A 19,430-nucleotide genomic window follows, 5' to 3' on the forward strand; every position below is an offset into this window, starting at 1 on the left:
CTACATCTGGCGCGCGACATCCTACCAGCCCGGGGGCCCCCAGGGGGTGGGGGGCCCCCAGTGGGGGGGGTGGGCTGGGCCCCGGGGGCCGGGCCCGGGGCGGGCCGCCCGGTGGCACCCCGCTGAGGCCCGAGGCTCCGGCTCCGTCGCGCTTCCCCCCAGAATCGCCGACGGGGCCGGTCAGGCCCCCTCCAGCAGCTTCAGGACCACCTGCTCAGCCTCCTCGCGAGGCGCCTGCGGATCCACCGACGCCACCACTCCGTCGTGGTAGAGGTCGACCACCCGAGGATCCACGTAGGACGCACGCGCCACCGTCGGCGTGTTGCCCAGCAGCTCCGCCACCGCACGCATCACCGCGACCACCGCCTTTCGCCGGGCCGTCACCGAGCGGGCCGGACCGGCGGTGGCCAACTCGGTGGCCGCGAGCACAGTGGCGTGCCAGGTGCGGAAGTCCTTCGCGGTCATCTCCCCACCGCTGGCGTCGCGCAGGTAGCCGTTGACCTCGTCACTGCGCACGTCGCGCCACTCCCTGCCGTCCCAGTAGCCGAACAGCCGCTCCGCCCGTCGCCGACGACGGCGCAGATTGGACAGCACCTGGCACAGCTCCGGGTCCTCGATCCGGCGTACCTGCTCGATGCCCCCCTTCGCGGGAAACACGAGCACCACGCAGCCGCCGCGGGACCGGGCATGCTCGGGGCGCAGGGTGGCGACCCCGTAGGTCGGGTCGTCGCCGGCGGCGTACTGGTCGCTGCCGACCCGGAACATCCCCATGTCCAGCAGTCGGGCCACAGTGGCCAGCACCCGGTCCCGGCCCAGTCCGGGCCCGTCCAGGTCGCGCCCCACCCGCTCACGCAGCGCCGGTAGCCGCCGGGCCACCTCCAGCACGCGGTCGAACTTCGCCTCGTCCTGCTTCTCCCGCCACCGCGGGTGGTAGACGTACTGCTTGCGTCCGGCCGCGTCGATCCCGATCGCCTGGATGTGCCCGTTCGGGTGCGGCGCGATCCACACGTCCTGCCAGGCCGGCGGGATGACCAACTCCCGCAGCCGGGCCAGGACGTCCGGATCCCGCACCGGCGCACCGGACGGGTCGACGAAGAGCCAGCCCCGACCGCGCCGACGCCGTCCGTACCCCGGTCGACCCGGGTCGCTACGCCGCAACCGCACCGGAGACCCGCACCACCTTCTCCACCTCGGCCACGGCGGCCAGCACCTCGTCGAGACGCAGAGCCGCCATCGTCGGGTGGCTTCCTACCCCATCCCACCTGGGCCAGTCTCCTTCGCCGGCCCAGAGCACCCGGTGCCGTGGCCGGTCCGGTGGCGGCCCCCAGTGCGCCGGTGGCACCGGCCCGAAGAGGACGACCGACGGGGTGCCGTACCCGGTGGCCAGGTGGGCGACGCCGGTGTCCCCGCTGACCACCAGCCGGGCTTCGGCCACCAGCGCGGCGAGCACGCCGAGGTCGGTCCGGCCGGCCAGCACGGCGTCCGAGCTCAGGCCCGCCGCCTCGGCCACCCGGGCCGCCAGCGCCCGTTCGTCGGCCGAGCCGGTGAGCAGCACCCGGTGCCCCTGGTCGGTCAGTGCCCGGGCCAGACCGGCGAACCGCTCGGCGGGCCACCGCTTGGCCGGGATCTTGCTGCCCGGGTGCAGCACCGTGACACCGCTGGGCAGCCCTGCCGCAGCGGGCCGACGCAGGCTCAGGTCGGCGCGGTCGGCCGGGATGTCGTACCAGGACAGCAGCCGGCACCACCGGTCCACCTCGTGCTCGTCGGCGGCCCAGCGCGGGCCGTCGGCGAAGCCGGCGTCCGGGCTGGCGAAGGCGAACAGCCGACCGGGCCGGGTGGCCGCGAGCAGCCGGTGCGACTGCGGGCCGCGCCCATGCAGGTTGACAGCGATCCACGGGGCCGGCCCCGCCCGGAGAGGGCGATCCAGCCCCGCCGTGTCCACCAGCCGGTCGACGCCACCGACCAGGTCGACCAGCGGGGCCAGCCAGCCGGGCGCGGCGAGCGCCAGCTCCCGCGACGGGTACGCGGCCCGCAGCGCCCGCAGCGCGGGCACCGCGGTCACCAGGTCGCCGACGCCGAGGGCGCGCAGCACGAGGATCACGGGTACGACGTCTCCTGCTCGGCGCAGACCACCATCTCGCGCACCGCGCAACCGGGCGGCTGATTGAGCGCGAACATGATCGCGGCGGCGGTGTCGGCGGGCTCGTTGAGGTTCGCGTCCGGCCCCGGCTTGTACTGCGGGTCACGTTCGTCGAAGAACGCGGTGCGCATCCCACCCGGGATGAGCAGGGTGACGCCGACCTGACCGGCCAGCTCGGCGGCGAGGGCTCGGGTGAACCCCACCACGCCGAACTTCGCCGCGCAGTACGCGGTGGCGTCGCTGACCGCCTTGACGCCCAGGGTCGAGGCGACGGTGACGATGCGGCCCCGGGAGGTGACCAGGAACGGCAGCGCGGCCCGGATCACCGCCGCGGTGGCCAGCAGATCGACGGCGACGATCCGGTCCCAGGTCTCCCCCGGCAGGTCGGCGAGTCGGCCCGGCACGTCGGTGCCGGCGGCGGTCACCACGGCGTCCAGGCCACCGGCCTGCTCGGCGAGGTGCCGGGTGGCCACCTCGGCGGCTCGCGTGTCGGCCAGGTCGCACTCGGTCCAGGACACCCCGTCGGCCGGCGGCTGCCGGTCCAGCACGACCGGACGGCCACCGGAGGCGGCCACCGCGGCGACCACAGCGGCGCCGAGACCGCTGGCGCCCCCGGTGATCAGGACGGTGGGCCCGGCACCGGGCCGCGTGGCGGTCATCGGGTCCGCTCCGCGAGCGTGCGGACGATCAGGTCGGTGGTGGAACGACCGTCCAGATAGGGCACCACGACTGTGTTCCCACCCCAGCGGCGCAGGACCTCCGCCTCCGGCAGTGCGGCGCTGGCGTCCCCACCGCCGGTGGCGTAGTCGCCGCCCTTGACCCAGACGTCGGGGCGTACCCAGGACAGCGCCGCCTGCGGGGTCGGCTCATCGAAGACGAGGACCGCGTCGACGCAGCTCAACGCGGCCAGCAGTCGGCTGCGGTCGTCTTCGGACTGCACCGGCCGGTCCGGCCCCTTCAACCCGGCCACGCTGGCGTCGGAGTTCAGGCAGACGATGAGACAGTCGCCGAGCTGCCGGGCCGCCTCCAGGGTGGCCACGTGCCCGGCGTGCAGCAGGTCGAAGCAACCGCCGGTCGCCACCACCGTGCCACCCGCGGCGCGTACCTCACCCAGGAGCGTGGCGACAGCGGCCACTCCCACCCGGTCGGCCATCGCACCACCCCGTGGTCCCGGCTGGAGGGCGCGCGGCTCCGGCGCACTCCGGCCCCGCACCGCCGGCGCCGACGGAGGCAGCGCCGTGGCCACTCCCCCACCGGCCACGTACGCGGACGCCTCGGCGACCGCCACCTGCACCGCCTCGGAGACCAGCGCGCCCTGGGCCAGTGCGACGCTGGCCGCCGCCGCGAACCGGTCGCCGGCACCGCAGGTGTCCCCCTCCGCGCTACCCGGCGTCGGTACCACCAGCGGCGTCGACCCGGCGTGGCAGAGCAGCGCGCCGTCGCCGCCCAGCGTCACCGCTACCGCGCCGGCCCGCCACCGCCGCCGTAGTCCCTGGGCACCCCGCGACGCGGTGGCCAGTCGGGACGCGCCGGGCAGCGCGGGGACCAGCTCACGCACCTCGGACTCGTTCGGCGTGGCCAGGTGTACGCCGGGCACGGCCGCCGGGCCGCGCGGATGCGGGTCCCACACCACCGGCGCGCGGGTGGCGGCCAACGCGGCACGCAGCGCGGGCTCCCGCGCCACCCCCCGACCGTAGTCGCTGACCAGCACCGCAGACGCCTCGGCGATCACCCGGAGCACCTCGTCGGAGGGCTGACCCGGCTCCCCGGACACGCCGCCCCGGTCGTGGCGCAGCAGCACCCGCCCCCGAGCCCGCAGCCGGATCTTCTCCGGCGTCGCGCCGGAAAGGGCCAGTGGGTACACCTGCACGCCGGCGGCGGCGAGCAGCGCGCTCAGTCGGGCCCCGCCTGCGTCGTCGGCGAGCGCCGTCACCAGCACCACCTCGGCGCCCTGCGCGGCGGCGAACACCGCCGCCAACCCGGCGCCCCCCGGTCGGTCGGTGGCCACCGTCTCGTCGAGCACCGGCACCGGGGAGTCCGGGCAGAGCCGGTTGACCACACCTTCCACGTCCCGGTCGAGCAGGGTGTCCCCGAGCACCACCACCGGTCCCCTCACGCTTGCCTCCTCATCCTCACTCGCCGACCCGCTGTCCGGCTCACGCGTCGACCTGCCGTCCGGGCCCGCCGTCGAGCACCACCTCGACCCCGGTGCGTACCGGCGCGGCAGCCAGCCGACCGGCCGGTGCAGGCTCCCCGGGCACGGGGTGGACGACCGCCGGATCGGCGGCTGCCGCCAGCGCGGCGGGCAACTCCTGTTCGAGGTACTCGCAGAGCAGATGACTGGTCACCAGGTGCAGCTCCTGGACGACCTGGGTGTCCGGGGACGCGACGGCCAGCACGTCGTCGCAGGCCTCGGCGAGCGGATTGGGGGCGACGCCGGTGAGCGCCCAGGTGGTCACCCCGACCTCGCGGGCCGCCCGCGCGGCGGCGACCAGGTTGGGGCTGGTCCCGCTGGTGCTCAGCAACAGCAGGATGTCGCCCGGGCGCCCGTGGGCGCGCACCTGGCGGGCGTACACCTCGGTGTAGCCGTAGTCGTTGGCGATGGCGGTGAGCGCACTCGTCTCGGCGTGCAGCGCGATCGCGGACAGCGGCTGACGGTCGTCGTGCAGCTTGCCGACCAACTCGGCGGTGAGGTGTTGGGCTTCGGCGGCACTGCCGCCGTTGCCGGCCACCAGCAGACGACCCCCGGCGACCAACCGGTGGGCCAGGTCCGCGCCCCAGCGCGCCAGCTGTCGCTCACACCGTCGGTACGGCACCAGTGCCGCGGCGAGGTTCGTCAGGTGCGTGTCGAGCAGGCTGCCCGTCGGCATCAGGCCACCACCCGGGTCGGCCTGCGCACGGCGGCCACCTCGCTGTAGACCTCGACCAGCCGCTCGGCGGTGGCCGCCCACGAGTACCGTTCCCGGGCCCGCTCACGCGCCGCCGTCGCGTACGCGAAGCGCCTGATCCGGTCGTCGAGCAACCCCTGTATCGCGGCGGCCAGCGCGTGCGGGTCCCGGGCCGGCACGAGGTCACCCGTCGTCCCGTCGACAACGGTGTCCCGGATGCCGCCCACGGCCGTGCCGACGACCGGCACCCCACAGGCCATCGCCTCCAGCGGAGTCAACCCGAACGGCTCGTACCAGGGCGCGGCGACCAGCAGGTCCGCCGAGCGGTACCAGCGGCCCATCTCCTCCCGGGGCACCGCGCCGACCAGGTGCACCCGGTCGGCCACCCCGCACGACTCCGCGAGTGCCCGCAGCCGGCGGGCGTACGGGTCGGTCTCCAACAGCCCCTCGGGTGGGCCGCCGACGACCACGCACTCGGCGTCCGGCACCAGCTCCATCGCGCGGATCACGGTCTGGAAGCCCTTGCGCTCGACCAGCCGACCCACGGTGAGGATGCGGGCCCGTCCCGGTTCCCGGTCGGCGGCCGGCCCGAGTGGCGCGAAGGTGGCGAGGTTGACCCCGGAGGGCACCACCGTCATCCGGGACCGGGGCACACCCATCCGGACCAGCTCACCCACCTCGTCGCGGCACTGCGCGACGATCCGGTCCACCGAGCGGCCCAGCTCCCGCTCGTAGGAGATCCGGCGGGCCGGGCTGGTGTCCTGCACTCCCTGGTAGCGGCGCTTCACGGTGCCCAACGCGTGGTACGTCTGCACCACCGGCACCCCGGTCTGCCGGCCGGCGGTCAGCGCCGCCAGGCCACTCATCCAGAAGTGCGCGTGGATCACCTCGGGCACCCAGTCGCCGCCGCGCCACCGCTCGATCAGCCAGCGGCTGAACTCCCGCATGTGCGGCAGCAGCGCGTCCTTGGCCACCGGCTCGGCCGGGCCGGCCGGCACGTGCACCACGTCGTACCCGTCCGGGCTGCGGACGGTCACCGGCAGGTCAGGTGCGTCGCGGCGGGTGTAGACCCGCACCTCGTGCCCGGCGGCGGCGAGCGCGGCGGACAGCTCCGCGACGTGCGTGTTCTGGCCGCCGGCATCCTCCCCTCCGAGGACGGCGAGCGGGCTGGCGTGCTCCGAGATCATCGCGATCCGCATACTTCCTCCTCCAGCAGCCGGTCCCAGTCAGCGAGGAAACGGTCGAGGCCGTATCTGTCGCGCGCGGCGGTTCGCGCCGCCGCTCCGGCCTGCCGCGCGGTGTCCGGTTCGGCGATGAACCGGCGGGCGGCGTCGAGCAGGGTGTCGGTCCGGGTGGCGAGCGCCCCCGCCTCCGGGGGCACCGCCATCACCGCCTCGGTGGTGGCGAGCGCGACGACCGGCATGCCGATCGACATCGCCTCGATGAGGCTGAGCCCGAGGGAAGTCCACCGGCACAGGTGCAGGTACGCCCGCCGCCGGGCCAGTTCGGTGTGCATCCGCTCCTGGGGCACGTCGTCGTGGCTGGTCAGCCGGTCCGCGGGCAGCCCGAGGTGGTCGGCCAGGCCGGCGACGCCCATGCCGAACACATCCAGCGGCGCGATCTCGGCGAACTGGGGCAGCAGGTCGGTGCCGGTGACCCGGCCTCGCCGCACCGGCTCGTTGATCACCACGGCGAGCCGGTCCAGCTCCCCGGTGTAGGACGCGGAGGGGGCGACGATGCCGTGGTCGACCACTGTGGTGCGGGTGTCGCCGGTGTCCCAGAAGATCTGGTTGAACCCGGTGACGTGGGCGATGAGCAGGTCGTCGCGGTCGGCCATCGGGTGACGGGTGTTCGGCACGTCGCCCTTGGGGGTGTTGTGCTCGACGTAGATCGCCGGAAGGTCGCGGCCGGGGCGGCGACGGAGCCACTGCTCGGCCCGGTCGATCTCCTCGGGGCGTTGCAGGATGACCAGGTCGACGTCAGCGCTCGGCAGCTCCTCCGGTCTGACCTCGACCGCGCTGTCCGGCCACGGGTAGGTGCGGGCCCGGCCGAGGCCGTACGGGCCGCGGTCGGGTGTGGTGGGAATCAGGTAGCGGTGGCTGCCGTGCACGAACGACGTGGTCCAGGAGCCGTGCACGTGCCAGAGCAGGATGTTCATCGGCCGCCACCACCGCTGGCGGTGAGGGTCCGGAGCGCGTCGACCACATCGCCCGGGTCGACGCCGCTGAGGCAGGGGTGCCCGGGGACCGGGCAACTGGCCGCCCGCGTGTCCCGGCAGGGCGCGGCGGCGTCGCCGAGCCGGACGGTGGGCACCCGGTAGGGCCCCCACTGACCGAACGGGACGGTCGGCGCGAAGAGACTCACCACCGGCACACCGGCGGCCGCCGCCAGGTGCGCGGGTCCGGTGTTTCCGACCACGACCGCGCTGGCGTCCGCGACGATCGCGGCCAACCCGGCCAGGTCGGTGCGGCCGCCCAGGTCGGTCCCGCCGGCCGCGGCGACCTGGGCGGTGACCGCCCGCTCGTCCGGGCCGCCGGTGACCAGCACCCGGTGCCCGGCGTCGACCAGCGCCCCGGCGATCCGGGTGGCCACGTCGGGCGGGCAGGCCCGGCTCGACGCGGCCGATCCGGGGTGCAGCACCACGTACCCCGGATCGCCCAGGTCGGCCGGGCGTGGTGGAACGGCGTCCCGGCGCAGCCGCAGGACCGGTTCGTCGTCGTCGGGCAGCCGATGGCCGGCGGCGGCCGCCAGGGAAAGGGCACGTTCGGGTTCGGGGACGCCCACCGGCACCCGGTGCCGGATGTCCAGCAGCGAGCCCGGATAGTCGTCGCTGATCGCCGCGATCCGGTTGATCCCCGCCATTCGCAACAGCAGCGCCAGCGGCAGGGCGGACTGGTGGAACGAGGTGAACACCACCGCCTGGTCCGCGCCGACCGCGCCCAACCGCGCGGTCAGGCTCCGCATGGCCTCCGGGTCGACATGGCCCGGCGTGGGGTCGATCCACGGCAGCGGATGTTCGATGATCTCGTCGACGCCGGGCAGAAGGTTGGCGGCGGCCCGACCGCGCGGACCGCACAGCAGCACCACCCGCTGCGCTCCGGCCGCGACGGCGCGGATCGCCGGGCCGGTGACCAGCACGTCACCGGCCGAGTCCGAGCGGACCACCAGCGCCGTCCGTACCGGTTCGGTGGGCGGAGTCGCGGGCTGCACGGCCTGTTGGCGGCGCAGGATCTCCGCCACCGCAGCAGGCAGGTCGTTGGCCACCCACCCGGCGGCTGCGACCTCCTCCGGCCGGGTGACCGGGGTCGGCACCAGCACCCCTGCGGCCCCGGCGGCCATGGCGGCGCCGATGTCCCGGCCGATGTCGCCCACGAGTACGCAGCGGGACGGCGTCGTGCCCAGCTCGCGGGCGGCGGCGTACACCAGGCCCGGCGCCGGCTTTCGGCAGTCACAGCCGTCGGCGTCGTCGTGTGGGCAGACCAACCACGCGTCGAACCGGCCCAGCAGCTCCTCGACGCGGGCGTGCACCGCCCGCATCTGCTCGGCGGTGAAGTAGCTCCGGGCCAGGCCCGACTGGTTCGTGACGACCGCCAGCCGCAGCCCGGACGCGCGCAGCCGGTCCAGGGCCGCCCGCGCGCCCGGCACCGGCCGTACCTTCTCCGGGTCGCCGTTGTACGGCACGTCCTCGATCAGGGTGCCGTCGCGGTCCAGCAGCACCGCGTCGTAGAGCACCGCTCGGGGGCTTGCGACAGATCCGGAACCGGCGCGGTCAGCGGCGGCATACACCTGTGCTGACCTGCGCTGATACGGATCCCCCTGGTCCTGTCGCACAGCCGGCGGGTTCCCTGCGCCCCGAGGAGTAAACGTCGCCGTCGAGGGGGTGGGCCAGCGCCGCCGGCGATGCCCCGGGAAGGCCTTACCCGCCGCCCCGGAGAAGCTAACCCCGCCGGTCGTTAGCCCGTACGTGGCGTGGGTATGAAAGCCCAGTGGCGATTGTGGAGAAAGTGATCGACGCTCCCCCGCAGCAGGTGTTCGACGTGCTCGCCGACGGGTGGACGTACAGCGACTGGGTGGTGGGCACCGCACACATGCGGGACGTGGACGACGCCTGGCCCCGGGTGGGCAGCCAACTGCATCACCGGGCCGGGCCATGGCCGGTCTCGTTGCAGGACGCGTCGACGGTGCTGGTCTGTGAACCGCCGCACCGGCTCGTGCTCAAGGCCGGTCTCTGGCCGGCGGGCGAGGCGATCGTGGCCTTCACCCTGGAACCGGTCGGCGACGGCGCCACCCGGGTGCGTCTCGGGGAGGATTTCGCGGCCGGACCGCTCCGCTGGGTCCACAACAAGATCAACGATCTCGTCCTGCACCGGCGTAACCGGGAGACCCTGGCCCGACTCTCCGACATCGCCACCCGACAGAAGGGGTGACAGTGACACGGACCGTGGTGGTGACCGGCGCGAGCGCCGGCGTCGGCCGGGCCGTGGCCCACGCGTACGCGGCCCGCGGCGCCCGGCTGGCACTGCTGGCTCGGGGCGAGGCGGGTCTGGTCGCCGCCGAGCGGGAGTGCCGACTGCGCGGCGCGACGGACGTGCGCGTGTACCGGGTCGACGTGGCCGACGCGGGCGCGGTGCAGCAGGCCGCCGACGACGTGGTGCACCACTGGGGCGGCATCGACGTGTGGGTCAACAACGCGATGGCGTCGGTGTTCGCGCCGGCCTGGGAGATTCCGGCGCGCGAGTTCCGTCGGGTCACCGAGGTCACCTACCTGGGCACCGTGCACGGCACCCTCGCCGCGCTGCGGCACATGCGGGCGCACGGGCGGGGCACGATCGTCCAGGTGGGATCGGCGTTGGCCTACCGGGGGATCCCGCTCCAGGCGGCGTACTGCGCCAGCAAGCACGCCGTCCAGGGGTTCAACGACTCGCTGCGCGCCGAGCTGCTGCACGACTGCCCGGGGGTGAAGTTGTCGATGGTGCAGCTACCCGCGGTCAACACGCCGCAGTTCTCCTGGGTCCGCACCCGGCTGCCCCGGCATCCGCAGCCGGTGCCGCCGATCTTCACTCCGGAGTTGGCCGCCCGCGCCATCGTCTGGGCCGCCGACCGCGGCACCAGGGAGCTGAACGTGGGTGGCCCGACCTGGCAGGTGCGGGTGGCCGACGCCCTGTTCCCCGGCCTGCTGGACCGGAAGCTGGCCCGCGACGGCTACGACAGCCAGCAGACCGGCGAGAAGATCGATCCGGCGACCTGGCGGGACAATCTGGATCACCCGGGCGATGCGGACACGGACCGGGGCACGGCGGGCGTGTTCCGCGAACAGGCGCGAGACCGCTCCGCGGCACTCTGGGTCGGCACGCACAAACCGGCGCTCTCCGGTGTGGCGCTCGCCGTCGCGGCGCTCGCACTCACCGTTGTCGCTCGCCGTCGGAGCTGACCACCACAAGCCTCTGACCAGGGGTTAGACGCCCACGCACGGTGGGCGGCGGAGGCCCGCAACACCCGGAAGGGGTGCCTCCCTCCGACCGAATGCGGGAACTAGATACCCTTTCCATGACCCTTGTCCGCAAACCGAGGATGACCGACATGATCAAGCCGGTGCAGTTGCCGTCGCCGTGGCGGGACGCACGCCTGACCGTCGTCGTGCCCACCTACAACGAGGCGGGCAACCTTCCGACGCTGGTCGAGCGACTGCTCGCGCTGCCGCTGCCAGGGCTGCGCATCCTCGTCGCCGACGACAACTCCCCCGACGGCACCGGGGAGGTGGCCGACAAGTTGGCCATCGAGAACCCCGACCGGATCGAGGTCGTGCACCGTGCCGGCAAGGAGGGCCTCGGCCGGGCGTACGTGGACGGGATGACCCGCGCGATCGAGGGCGGCGCCGAGTACGTGGCGCAGATGGACGCGGACCTCTCCCACCCGCCTGAGGCGCTGCCGGGGATGCTCGGCGCGCTGCTCTCCACCCAGGCCAGCGTGGTGATCGGTTCCCGCTACGTGCCCGGCGGCGAGCTGGACGAGAACTGGCCGCTCTACCGCAGGGCGCTCAGCGGCTGGGCCAACCTCTACGTGCACACCCTGCTGCGGGTACGCATCCGGGACCTCACGGCCGGGTTCAAGATCTGGCGGGCCGAAGCCCTGCGCGACATCGACCTGGAGCGGGTGCAGTCCAACGGCTACAGCTTCCAGGTGGAGATGCACTACCTCGCCACCAAGCTGGGGCACACCATCCTGGAGGTGCCGATCCGCTTCGAGGAGCGGCGCGACGGCGTCTCCAAGATGACCACCGCGACCAAGGTGGAGAGCGCCCTGATGCCCTTCCGCCTCCGCAGCAAACACCGCAACATCACCCGCTAAAAACCCAGCCCCAGCCCGGCCGGTCGATCATGGAGTTGTGGTACCCGTTTAGAACCCGGGCAGGTGCTTTGTCACCCACCACAACTCCATGATCGACGGCGGCGGGCGGTTCCGGGGTCTGGTACCCGGGGTGACGGGTGGCGTTTAGGTGGGGTAGATGGCGCGGTGGGCGGTGGTGATGGCTGCGGCGTACGCGCGGCCGGTGAGCGCTCGGTCGCGGGCCAGGGCCGCCCGGGCGGCGTTCGCGCCGGGCGCGCCGTGCACACCGCCGCCGGGGTGCGCCGACGCGCTGGCCAGGAAGAGCCGGTCCACCGGGGTGTCCGCCCGTCCCAGGCCGGGGATCGGGCGCAGGAAGAGCTGCTGGTACGCGGCGGCGGTCCCGCCGCCGAGCGTGCCACCGACCAGGCTCGGATTGCCCTTCTCCAGATCGGCCGGCCCGGCCACGTGTCGGCCCACGATCAGGCTGCGGAAACCCGGGGCCGCCGCCTCCAGCACGTCCTCCATCCGCTGCACGTGCCCGGCGACCTCCTCGGCCCGCCAGTTCCGCCGGAACGGCAGGTGGGTGTACGACCACAGCGACTCGGTGCCCGGCGGGGAGTGGCTGGGGTCTGCCACCGACATCTGCCCGACCAGCAGGAACGGGTCGCGGGGCAGCTCGCCACGGGCCAACTCGCTGGCGTAGTGGGTGAGCCCGTTCAGGTCCGCGCCGAGGTGAACGGTGCCGGAGCCGGCCACCTGCCGGTTCGTCCAGGGCACCGGCGCGGAGAGCGCCCAGTCCACCTTCAGCGTGGAACCGTCCCACCGGAAGTACGCCAGGTCCTCCACCAGCCGGGACGGCAGCGCCGCGGCGCCGACCAGGTCGAGGTAGAGCGCCGGCGCCGGCACGTCGGCGAGCACGGCCCGCCGGGCCCGCCACAGCGCGCCGCCGACGGTGCGGACCCCCATCGCCCGGCCTCGGGCGGTGAGCACCCGGTCGACCGGAGCGCCGTAGAGGATCGCCCCGCCACGCGCCTGTAGCCGATCCACCAGCGCGTTGGTGATCTGCTGCGCGCCGCCGTCGGGCACCGGCCAGCCAATCTGCTGGCCGAGCATGGCCAGCAGCCAGCCGTACACCCCGGAGCCGGCCTCCTCCGGGGACAGGTCGGTGTGCAGGGCACAGCCGGCCAGCAGGGCCGGCCCGCCGGGACCGTCGAAGAGTTCGTCGCCAAGTTTGCGGACCGGTACGACGAGCCGGCGCGCGAGTCGCAGCGCGCCGGCGACGCGCAGCCGACGCAGGAGGCCCAGCCCGCCGCGTACCGGCGGGAACGGCGAGGTGATCGCCTCCAGCATCGGCTCGGCCACGTCGAGCCAGTCGGTGTACGCGTTGAGCCAGCGCTTACCGTCCCCCGGGGCGAACTGCTCCAGCGACGCGGCAGTGACATCCGGATCCCGATTGATCACCGCGGCTCGACCGTCGGGCAGCAGGTGCGCCAGCACGTCCGGCGAGTGCCGCCAGGACAGCCCGTGTCGACCCAGGTCCAGGCCGCCCAGCACCGGCGAGGCGTACCCGAGGGGGTAGAACGAGCTGTAGAGGTCGCTCAGGTAGCCGGGCGCGGTGACCTCGGCGGAGCGGACCGCGCCGCCGGGCACCGCGGTCGCCTCCAGCACCACCACGTCCCAGCCGGCGTCGGCCAGCAGGTTCGCCGCCACCAGGCCGTTGTGCCCGGCCCCGACGATGACGGCGTCCGCGCTCGGCGCGGTGGTGGTTGTCATCGGATCCGCCTACCCGGCGCGCAACCGGGCGAAACGCGTTTGCCTCGACGAGGCCGGGGCATCCAGCGCCGCATGTACACGGTTGCGCAGCTGGTGGGCGGGGTGTGGGGTGCGGGCGGCGACGGCGGCGAACTGGTGGTGCGTGATCCGGCGGACGACACGCCGGTGAGCACGGTGCCGGTGGCCACCGCCGACGAGGTGGGCAAGGCGACCCAGGCGGCCCGCAACGCGGCGGCCCAGTGGGCGGCGACCGCCCCGGCGGAACGGGCGGCGGCGCTGCACCGGGCCGCCGACGCGGTGGAGGCGGTCACCGATGAGTTGGCGGCGGCGGTCACCGCGGAGATGGGCAAGCCGTTGGCGGACGCCCGCGGAGGCGTCGAGGCGGGGATCGGCACCCTGCGACAGTACGCGGAACTGGCGCCGCTGCGCGGCGGGCGCACGCTGAACGGCGAGACGGCCGCGCTGGACTTCCTGACCCCGCAGCCACGCGGGGTGGTCGCGGCCATCACCCCCTGGAACGACCCGGTGGCGGTCTCCTGTGGACTGCTCGGAGCGGCCCTGGTGACCGGGAACGTGGTGCTCTACAAGCCGAGCGAACGCACACCGGCGACGGGTTGGTTGCTGGCCCGAGCACTGGATGAGGCACTGCCGGCCGGCGTGTTGTCGCTGCTCACCGGCGGTCCGGAGGTGGGTGCGGCGCTGGCGGCGCAGGACGTCGACGTGGTCGCCCACGTGGGTTCCACAGCGACCGGGCGGGCGATCGCCGCCGCGGCGGCCCGTACCGGGGCGAAGGTGCTCCTGGAGAACGGCGGCAGTGACCCGTTGATCGTGGACGCGGGCGTCGACCCGGAGTGGGCGGCGGAGCAGGCCGCGCTCGGCGCGTTCGCCAACGCCGGGCAGATCTGCGTGGCGGTGGAGCGCCTCTACGTGCACCGGGAGGTGGCCGACGACTTCGTGGCCGCGCTGGTACGACGCGCCGCAGCGCTGCGGGTCGGGCCGGGCCGGGACCCGGGCACCGAGCTGGGGCCGCTGGTCGACCGGCGGCACCGGGACCACGTGCACGGTCAGGTGGCTGCCGCGCTGGCGGACGGCGCACGGGTGCGGGTGGGCGGTGAGGTGCCGGACGGACCGGGGGCGTTCTACCCGGCCACCGTCGTCACCGACTGTCGCCATGACATGCCGCTGGTCCGGGAGGAGACCTTCGGGCCGGTCGCACCGGTGGTGGTGGTCGACTCGTTCGACGAGGCGCTGCGCTGCGCCGCGGACTCCCCGTACGGGCTGGCCGCCACGGTGTTGACCCCGTCGATGAGTCACGCGCAGCGGGCGTGGCGGGAGCTGCCGGTGGGCACGGTCAAGGTCAACGCGGTGTTCGGGGGTGCGCCGGGAGGTGCCGCGCATCCGCGCCGCGCCAGCGGGCAGGGCTTCGGGTACGGCCCGGAGCTGCTGGACGAGTTCACCGCGACGAAGGCGGTGCACATCGAGGCGCCGGGGGGCGGACACTGGTGAGAACAGCACGGGCGGACGCAGGGGTGGAGCGTCCGCCCGTACCGCGTCGGTCGTGCTCGGGTGCGGCGGCGATCAGTCGCCGCGGGCCCTGCGGGTGGCGCGGTCGTTGGCCTTCTCGATGGCCGTGACCAGCTCCGGTTTGGTCATGCTGGACCGCCCTGGCACGTCGAGTTTGCGGGCCACCGACATCAGGTGGTCCTTGGTGGCGTTGGCGTCGACGCCACCGGCGGTGGGGGCCCGTCGTTCCGGCCCGCCACCGGCGGCCTGCTGGTCGCTGGGGCCCTTGCGGCCCTTCGGCTCCCAGTGGTCGCCCACCTTCTCGAACTGATGCTTCACCGCGGCGAAGGCGGTGCGGTGCGACCGCTCCCCCTCGCCGTAGGTCTCCACCGCCGAGTCGTGCGTCTTCTCCCAGGTGCGCTGCGCCTTCTCCGGGGAGCGTCGCAGCGTGCTGGGCAGGTCTTCGCGCCCGGGCATCTCGTCCTCCTCCGTGTCGACAGGGTCACTGTGACCGTTCCCCGGTGACCGGGCGGCAAACCGTAGCGGCGGCGGTCGGGCACCGGGCGGGTTTGTCGAGTTCCCCATCCGGGTACCGGCGGGCCAGGCCAGACCGGACGACCGGTCGTCCGGCGGCCGGGGCGCAGGGAGCGGGCATGACGACCACGGAGCCGGGTACGACGCTCGACGGCACACAACACACCCGGGTGCCCCGACGGATGCGGCAGCTGAGCTGGCGGACCTGGCGCGGAGTGGTGGCCCGCAGCGTGCAGAACTTCGTCAACGACAACTGCTCCGACTGGGCCGCCGCGCTGACCTACTACGGGGTCCTGGCGCTCTTCCCGTCCGCCATCGTGGTGGTGGCGCTGGTCGGCCTGGTCTCCGACGGCGAGCGGACCCTGGACACCGTGGTCGACCTGGCCAACCAGGTCGGTGCCGGGGCGGTGCTCAGCGACGACGAGGGCGGCGTGCTGAAGGTGATCCGTTCCGTGGTGCTGGAGCAGAGCAACCCGAAGCTTCTGCTCAGCTTCGGTCTGCTCGGCGCGCTCTGGTCCGCGTCCGGCTTCATCGGCGCGTTCACCCGCGCCTCCAATGCCGTCTACGGGGTGACCGAGGGCCGCCCGGTCTGGAAGCTCCGGCCGCTGCAGATCGGCCTGGCGGCGATCACGTTGGTGCTGCTCGCGGTGGTCGCCCTCGCCCTGATCGTCAGTGGGCCGGTCACCGATGCGGTAGGCGACCTGGTCAACGCCGGCGGCCTGGCCCGCACGACGTGGAGCGTGGCGAAGTGGCCGGTCCTCGCCATGATCATGATGGTGCTGCTGTCCCTGCTGTTCTGGATCGCACCGAACGTGCGCCAGCCCCGGTTCCGCTGGCTCACCCCGGGCGGCGCGGTGGCCCTGATCTCCTGGGCGGCGGCGTCCTTCGGCTTCGGCCTCTACGTGGCCAACTTCGGCTCGTACAACACCACCTACGGCAGCCTCGGGGCGGCCATCGCGTTCCTGGTCTGGCTCTACCTGTCCAACTCCGCACTGATGCTGGGCGTGCAGATCAACTCCGAGGTGCAGCGCGGGCGGCAGTTGCAGGCCGGCGACCCGGACCCGGACGAGCCGGTGCTGCCGCCCCGCAAGCCCGCCGACGAGTGAGCCTCCGTTTCCCGCCCGGATGTCCGGCCCACGGCCGGGCCGAGGGCCGGTGCCGGTTTATCGGCCCGGGTGCCGGGTAGCGCAGAAGGCATGGAGCGTGGCAACAGCAAGCACGGACCGAGGATCGACGAACAGATGAGTCAGGAGGTCAGCGGCCTCGTACAGGGGCCGGGGACCGGTGGCTCTCGGGTCGACGAGTCGCGGGTGCCGGAACCGGCTGGCGAGGACCAGCCGGAGACGACCACCGCCCCGGCCGGCGACCTGCGCACCGGCACCCCGCAGGGCATGAGCTCTACGGACGTCGAGCAGCGCAGCCGGCTCGGCCGGTTCATCTCGATGAGCGCGCTGCCGGGCGACCGTCTGGTGCTCATTGCCAGCGCTCGCGAGAACGAGGCGCCGGACGACATCGTGGCGGCGCTGGAACGGCTGCCCGAGGGCACCACCTACCAGACGGTCTCCGAGGTGTGGGCGGCGCTGGGCAACAAGAACGAGACAACTCGCTGGTGACCAGGATCGCCCCCGATCCGGCAATCCACCGGCGACTGAAGGAGGTTCCCCGATGAGTGGCGTTACCGAACATGTGGACGTGTCCGTACCCGTACGCACCGCGTACGACCAGTGGACGCAGTTCGAGGAGTTCCCCCAGTTCATGGAGGGTGTGCAGGAGGTCCGGCAGCTCTCCGACACGATGACCCACTGGACTGTGGACATCGCCGGGGTGAAGCGCGAGTTCGACGCGGAGATCACCGAACAGCTCCCCGACGAGCGGGTCGCCTGGCGCTCGACCGACGGCACGCAGCAGGCCGGCGTGGTGACCTTCCACCGACTGGACCAGGACAAGACCAGGGTCACCCTGCAGCTCGAGTTCGAGCCGCACGGCGTGGTCGAGCAGGCCGGCGACAAGCTCGGCATCGTCGACCGACGGGCCAAGGGCGACCTGGAGCGGTTCAAGACCTACATCGAGCGGCGTGGTCAGGAGACCGGCGCGTGGCGCGGGCAGGTGGACCGTCCGCAGCCGTGACCCCGGGCAGCAGTGACCTGCGATGGCCGCCGGTATCCCGGCGGCCATCGCCGTGTCCGAGCCTGCTCGGCGGGCACCGTTTGCGATCATCGTGCCCGGGTACGGCTGAAGGTATGACCGACGACAACATCAGGGTGTGGCGGGACGAGGAGCGGCTTCCGTTGGAGGAGTTGGAGCGCGCCGTGTCGGGCTCCAGCCTCGACGGGCAGGCCGACGACGTGACGGGCAACGACGCCGGCGAGGAGGCCGCGTTCGGGCACGGGCCGGCCGCGTCGGACCGAGACGGTGCGGTCCGGGGCAACAGCCGGGAGGACACCGACCCGCAGCGCGCCTACCGCCCGTCCACCACCGGCCGTACCGGGCCGGACGTCTGAGGATCGCCCGCGGGCTGGGCCGGCACCGCCGGCACGGGAGGTCCGGCAGACGGTCGGCGCGCGCCCCACTCGTAGAGCGCGATCAGCGCCAACGCGAGCACCAGCAGGGCCGAGCCCAGCACCTGGACCGAGGTGTTGCCGATCAGCACGCCCAGCCCGGTCGGTACGAGCGCCGCACCAATGCCAGCCGCGCCGATCTGGAGGCCGATGGCGCGGTCCGCGTGTGCCGCGCCGACCCGTTCGGCGGTGGTGAGGGTGAGCAGCGGAAACACCGGCGCGGCGGCGAACCCGACGACGACCAGGCCGAGCACCGCAAGGACGGCCGGCCCGGGAACGGCGATGAGCGCCGCGCCGACGGCCATCCCGGCCAGGCTGGCGCGCAACACCAACCCCGCCCCCAGGCGCTCGGCCACCAGACCCTGCACGACCCGGCCCACGAAGAGACTGCCCCAGTACGCGGAGACGCAGCCGCCGGCCACCGCCGCGCTGAGCCCACGCCCCTCGGTCAGCAGCAGGAACGCCCACAGCCCCGCGGACACCTCGATCGCCACGTACAGCGCGAAGGCGAGCGTCCCCGACCAGACCGCCGGCAGCCGCAGCGTGTCCCTCACCGGGACCTGGGCGGTGGACGCCGGCCCGGAATCCGCGGCGGCGGGCACGCCCTGGGCGGCCGTGCCCGTCGGGGCACCCGCCTCGGTGCCGGCCGGCGCGTCACGCCGCCAGGCCCGCACGGTGAGCGCGAACGCGGCGGCGAGGACGAGCTGGGCGGCGGCCACGATGCCGTACCCCCAGCGCCAGGCGAGCCCGGCGCTCAGCACCGCGGTCATGATCAGTGGACCGATGGCCACGCCGAGACCGAAGAAGGCGTGCAACCAGTTCATGTGGCGGGGCCCGAAAGCCCCGGCGGCGTACGCGTTGAGCCCGGAGTCGACAGCGCCGGAGCCGAGCCCCAGCAGCAGCGCACAGCCCACCAGCGCCGCCAGCACGGGGCTCACCGAGTAGCCGGTCAACGCCAGGCTGGCCAGCAGGGTGCTACCGGCGAGCAGGGCGCCCACGCCGACCCGGGCCAGCGTGAAGCCGGCCAGCACGCTGGAGGTGAGATAGCCGACGGTACCGGCGGTGAGCACCCACCCGACGGCCTCGGTCGGCACGTCGAAGTCGCCTCGGATCGAGGGCCAGGCGACGCCGAGCAGGCCGTCGGGCAGGCCGAGACTGACGAACGCGAGGTAGGACAGCAGGAGCAGTGCGGCGCGGGGACGCGCGGGCGTGGTGGACACGAGAAACCATCCTGCCGCAGGGCACCTTAGCGCCGCCGGCACCCGATCGCTCGCGCCGCAAAGAAGTCGTGTCCGTACGGTCGAGAAAACGGACAGCTCATCCAGAATCGGCCGATCGGAGGACGGCAAGCCGGCCGGTTCGCGTAAGAATTTCGGGATGCATCAAGGCTCCGGAATCCTCTCCACGCGTCAGCGCAAACTCGCCTGGCTCGGCTTCCTGCTTGCCGCGCTTCAGGCACCCGTTTCCGCCTGGCTCGTCGCCGACGAGTCGTGGCTGTTCAGCCTGTGCGTCGCGCTGATGGTGGCCACCGTGATCATCGCCGACGACGCGGCGCGGCGTCGCCCGGCCAACGCGACAAGCGACTAGCCTCCGCCGTCCGGCCGGGCCTCGTGGCCCGGGCGGCCCCCGCGACGGCGGGGGTGCTTCATCACCGCCGCGGAGGGGGGGGGGCGCCCCCCCCACCACACGTGGCGGGGCGGCGTTGGC

General features: G+C 73.8%; 20 protein-coding genes. 9 read left to right on the forward strand and 11 right to left on the reverse strand.

Annotation, left to right across the window (positions count from 1 at the left end; genetic code table 11):
* Nucleotides 1–180 precede the first annotated feature (180 nt).
* Genes AB0B48_RS22100 through AB0B48_RS22135 form a run of 8 tightly spaced genes read right to left on the reverse strand, consistent with a single transcriptional unit; the run spans nucleotide 181 to nucleotide 8,859 of the window.
* Complete coding sequence (locus AB0B48_RS22100; protein WP_357204367.1) at nucleotides 181–1,164, reverse strand: DNA topoisomerase IB; 984 nt, start codon at nucleotides 1,162–1,164, stop codon at nucleotides 181–183.
* Nucleotides 1,148–2,101, reverse strand: a complete 954-nt coding sequence (locus AB0B48_RS22105; protein ID WP_357204369.1) for a glycosyltransferase family 9 protein — start codon at nucleotides 2,099–2,101, stop codon at nucleotides 1,148–1,150. Before AB0B48_RS22105 ends, AB0B48_RS22100 begins: the two co-directional genes overlap by 17 nt.
* Nucleotides 2,098–2,799, reverse strand: a complete 702-nt coding sequence (locus tag AB0B48_RS22110; RefSeq protein WP_357204372.1) for an SDR family oxidoreductase — start codon at nucleotides 2,797–2,799, stop codon at nucleotides 2,098–2,100. The genes AB0B48_RS22105 and AB0B48_RS22110 overlap by 4 nt, the downstream gene beginning before the upstream one ends.
* The gene (locus tag AB0B48_RS22115) at nucleotides 2,796–4,256 is read right to left on the reverse strand and encodes a PfkB family carbohydrate kinase (RefSeq protein WP_357204374.1); all 1,461 of its coding nucleotides are present in this window, start codon (nucleotides 4,254–4,256) and stop codon (nucleotides 2,796–2,798) included. Before AB0B48_RS22115 ends, AB0B48_RS22110 begins: the two co-directional genes overlap by 4 nt.
* Before the next feature lie 40 nt (nucleotides 4,257–4,296).
* The gene (locus AB0B48_RS22120) at nucleotides 4,297–5,013 is read right to left on the reverse strand and encodes an SIS domain-containing protein (protein WP_357204400.1); all 717 of its coding nucleotides are present in this window, start codon (nucleotides 5,011–5,013) and stop codon (nucleotides 4,297–4,299) included.
* Nucleotides 5,010–6,227, reverse strand: coding sequence for a glycosyltransferase (locus AB0B48_RS22125; RefSeq protein WP_357204376.1), 1,218 nt, complete (start codon nucleotides 6,225–6,227; stop codon nucleotides 5,010–5,012). Before AB0B48_RS22125 ends, AB0B48_RS22120 begins: the two co-directional genes overlap by 4 nt.
* Nucleotides 6,212–7,186 (reverse strand): glycosyltransferase, encoded by a 975-nt coding sequence (locus AB0B48_RS22130; RefSeq protein WP_357204378.1) that lies wholly within the window; start codon nucleotides 7,184–7,186, stop codon nucleotides 6,212–6,214. Before AB0B48_RS22130 ends, AB0B48_RS22125 begins: the two co-directional genes overlap by 16 nt.
* Entirely contained in the window at nucleotides 7,183–8,859 is a 1,677-nt protein-coding gene (locus tag AB0B48_RS22135; RefSeq protein WP_357204380.1) for an HAD-IIIA family hydrolase, read from the reverse strand. Before AB0B48_RS22135 ends, AB0B48_RS22130 begins: the two co-directional genes overlap by 4 nt.
* 155 nt (nucleotides 8,860–9,014) lie before the next feature.
* Here AB0B48_RS22135 and AB0B48_RS22140 point away from each other — a divergent pair, with 155 nt between their 5' ends.
* From AB0B48_RS22140 to AB0B48_RS22150, 3 genes are all read left to right on the forward strand, one after another.
* Nucleotides 9,015–9,455, forward strand: a complete 441-nt coding sequence (locus AB0B48_RS22140; RefSeq protein ID WP_355007227.1) for an SRPBCC family protein — start codon at nucleotides 9,015–9,017, stop codon at nucleotides 9,453–9,455.
* 2 nt (nucleotides 9,456–9,457) lie between these two features.
* A complete protein-coding gene (locus AB0B48_RS22145; protein ID WP_357204383.1) occupies nucleotides 9,458–10,459 on the forward strand; it encodes an SDR family oxidoreductase in 1,002 nt (333 codons plus the stop codon).
* A gap of 149 nt (nucleotides 10,460–10,608) precedes the next feature.
* Entirely contained in the window at nucleotides 10,609–11,376 is a 768-nt protein-coding gene (locus tag AB0B48_RS22150; RefSeq protein WP_355007225.1) for a polyprenol monophosphomannose synthase, read from the forward strand.
* Nucleotides 11,377–11,520: 144 nt separating this feature from the next.
* Here the strand turns inward: AB0B48_RS22150 and AB0B48_RS22155 are convergent, their stop codons facing one another.
* On the reverse strand, nucleotides 11,521–13,128 hold the full coding sequence (locus AB0B48_RS22155) for an NAD(P)/FAD-dependent oxidoreductase (protein ID WP_357204385.1): 1,608 nt from the start codon (nucleotides 13,126–13,128) through the stop codon (nucleotides 11,521–11,523).
* A 72-nt stretch (nucleotides 13,129–13,200) separates the two neighbouring features.
* Between AB0B48_RS22155 and AB0B48_RS22160 the strand changes: the two genes are divergently transcribed.
* On the forward strand, nucleotides 13,201–14,634 hold the full coding sequence (locus AB0B48_RS22160; protein WP_357204387.1) for an aldehyde dehydrogenase family protein: 1,434 nt from the start codon (nucleotides 13,201–13,203) through the stop codon (nucleotides 14,632–14,634).
* 72 nt (nucleotides 14,635–14,706) lie between these two features.
* Here AB0B48_RS22160 and AB0B48_RS22165 read toward each other — a convergent pair whose 3' ends face one another.
* The gene (locus AB0B48_RS22165; protein ID WP_357204389.1) at nucleotides 14,707–15,108 is read right to left on the reverse strand and encodes a ChaB family protein; all 402 of its coding nucleotides are present in this window, start codon (nucleotides 15,106–15,108) and stop codon (nucleotides 14,707–14,709) included.
* A 176-nt stretch (nucleotides 15,109–15,284) separates the two neighbouring features.
* Here AB0B48_RS22165 and AB0B48_RS22170 point away from each other — a divergent pair, with 176 nt between their 5' ends.
* From AB0B48_RS22170 to AB0B48_RS22185, 4 genes are all read left to right on the forward strand, one after another.
* Complete coding sequence (locus AB0B48_RS22170; protein WP_357204391.1) at nucleotides 15,285–16,271, forward strand: YihY/virulence factor BrkB family protein; 987 nt, start codon at nucleotides 15,285–15,287, stop codon at nucleotides 16,269–16,271.
* 90 nt (nucleotides 16,272–16,361) lie between these two features.
* Complete coding sequence (locus AB0B48_RS22175) at nucleotides 16,362–16,778, forward strand: DUF2795 domain-containing protein (RefSeq protein ID WP_357204393.1); 417 nt, start codon at nucleotides 16,362–16,364, stop codon at nucleotides 16,776–16,778.
* Between the two features lie 52 nt (nucleotides 16,779–16,830).
* Complete coding sequence (locus AB0B48_RS22180) at nucleotides 16,831–17,292, forward strand: SRPBCC family protein (protein ID WP_091401658.1); 462 nt, start codon at nucleotides 16,831–16,833, stop codon at nucleotides 17,290–17,292.
* 113 nt (nucleotides 17,293–17,405) lie between these two features.
* On the forward strand, nucleotides 17,406–17,666 hold the full coding sequence (locus tag AB0B48_RS22185) for a hypothetical protein (RefSeq protein ID WP_238688458.1): 261 nt from the start codon (nucleotides 17,406–17,408) through the stop codon (nucleotides 17,664–17,666).
* Here AB0B48_RS22185 and AB0B48_RS22190 read toward each other — a convergent pair.
* Nucleotides 17,624–18,943, reverse strand: a complete 1,320-nt coding sequence (locus tag AB0B48_RS22190) for an MFS transporter (protein WP_357204396.1) — start codon at nucleotides 18,941–18,943, stop codon at nucleotides 17,624–17,626. The two genes, AB0B48_RS22185 and AB0B48_RS22190, sit on opposite strands and share 43 nt — an antisense overlap.
* Before the next feature lie 157 nt (nucleotides 18,944–19,100).
* Between AB0B48_RS22190 and AB0B48_RS22195 the strand changes: the two genes are divergently transcribed.
* On the forward strand, nucleotides 19,101–19,310 hold the full coding sequence (locus AB0B48_RS22195) for a hypothetical protein (RefSeq protein WP_357204398.1): 210 nt from the start codon (nucleotides 19,101–19,103) through the stop codon (nucleotides 19,308–19,310).
* Nucleotides 19,311–19,430: the final 120 nt, after the last annotated feature.

Origin of the sequence: Micromonospora sp. NPDC049089 (genome assembly GCF_040648775.1) — a bacterium.
Classification (GTDB): Bacteria; Actinomycetota; Actinomycetes; order Mycobacteriales; family Micromonosporaceae; genus Micromonospora.

Bases quoted from the DNA above. Each gene is read 5' to 3' on its own strand.
- AB0B48_RS22110 (WP_357204372.1), bottom strand. From the start codon at position 2,799: ATGACCGCCACGCGGCCCGGTGCCGGGCCCACCGTCCTGATCACCGGG.
- AB0B48_RS22125 (WP_357204376.1), bottom strand. From the start codon at position 6,227: ATGCGGATCGCGATGATCTCGGAGCACGCCAGCCCGCTCGCCGTCCTC.
- AB0B48_RS22130 (WP_357204378.1), bottom strand. From the start codon at position 7,186: ATGAACATCCTGCTCTGGCACGTGCACGGCTCCTGGACCACGTCGTTC.
- AB0B48_RS22150 (WP_355007225.1), top strand. From the start codon at position 10,609: ATGATCAAGCCGGTGCAGTTGCCGTCGCCGTGGCGGGACGCACGCCTG.
- AB0B48_RS22155 (WP_357204385.1), bottom strand. From the start codon at position 13,128: ATGACAACCACCACCGCGCCGAGCGCGGACGCCGTCATCGTCGGGGCC.
- AB0B48_RS22160 (WP_357204387.1), top strand. From the start codon at position 13,201: ATGTACACGGTTGCGCAGCTGGTGGGCGGGGTGTGGGGTGCGGGCGGC.
- AB0B48_RS22165 (WP_357204389.1), bottom strand. From the start codon at position 15,108: ATGCCCGGGCGCGAAGACCTGCCCAGCACGCTGCGACGCTCCCCGGAG.
- AB0B48_RS22170 (WP_357204391.1), top strand. From the start codon at position 15,285: ATGACGACCACGGAGCCGGGTACGACGCTCGACGGCACACAACACACC.
- AB0B48_RS22175 (WP_357204393.1), top strand. From the start codon at position 16,362: ATGGAGCGTGGCAACAGCAAGCACGGACCGAGGATCGACGAACAGATG.
- AB0B48_RS22180 (WP_091401658.1), top strand. From the start codon at position 16,831: ATGAGTGGCGTTACCGAACATGTGGACGTGTCCGTACCCGTACGCACC.
- AB0B48_RS22185 (WP_238688458.1), top strand. From the start codon at position 17,406: ATGACCGACGACAACATCAGGGTGTGGCGGGACGAGGAGCGGCTTCCG.
- AB0B48_RS22195 (WP_357204398.1), top strand. From the start codon at position 19,101: ATGCATCAAGGCTCCGGAATCCTCTCCACGCGTCAGCGCAAACTCGCC.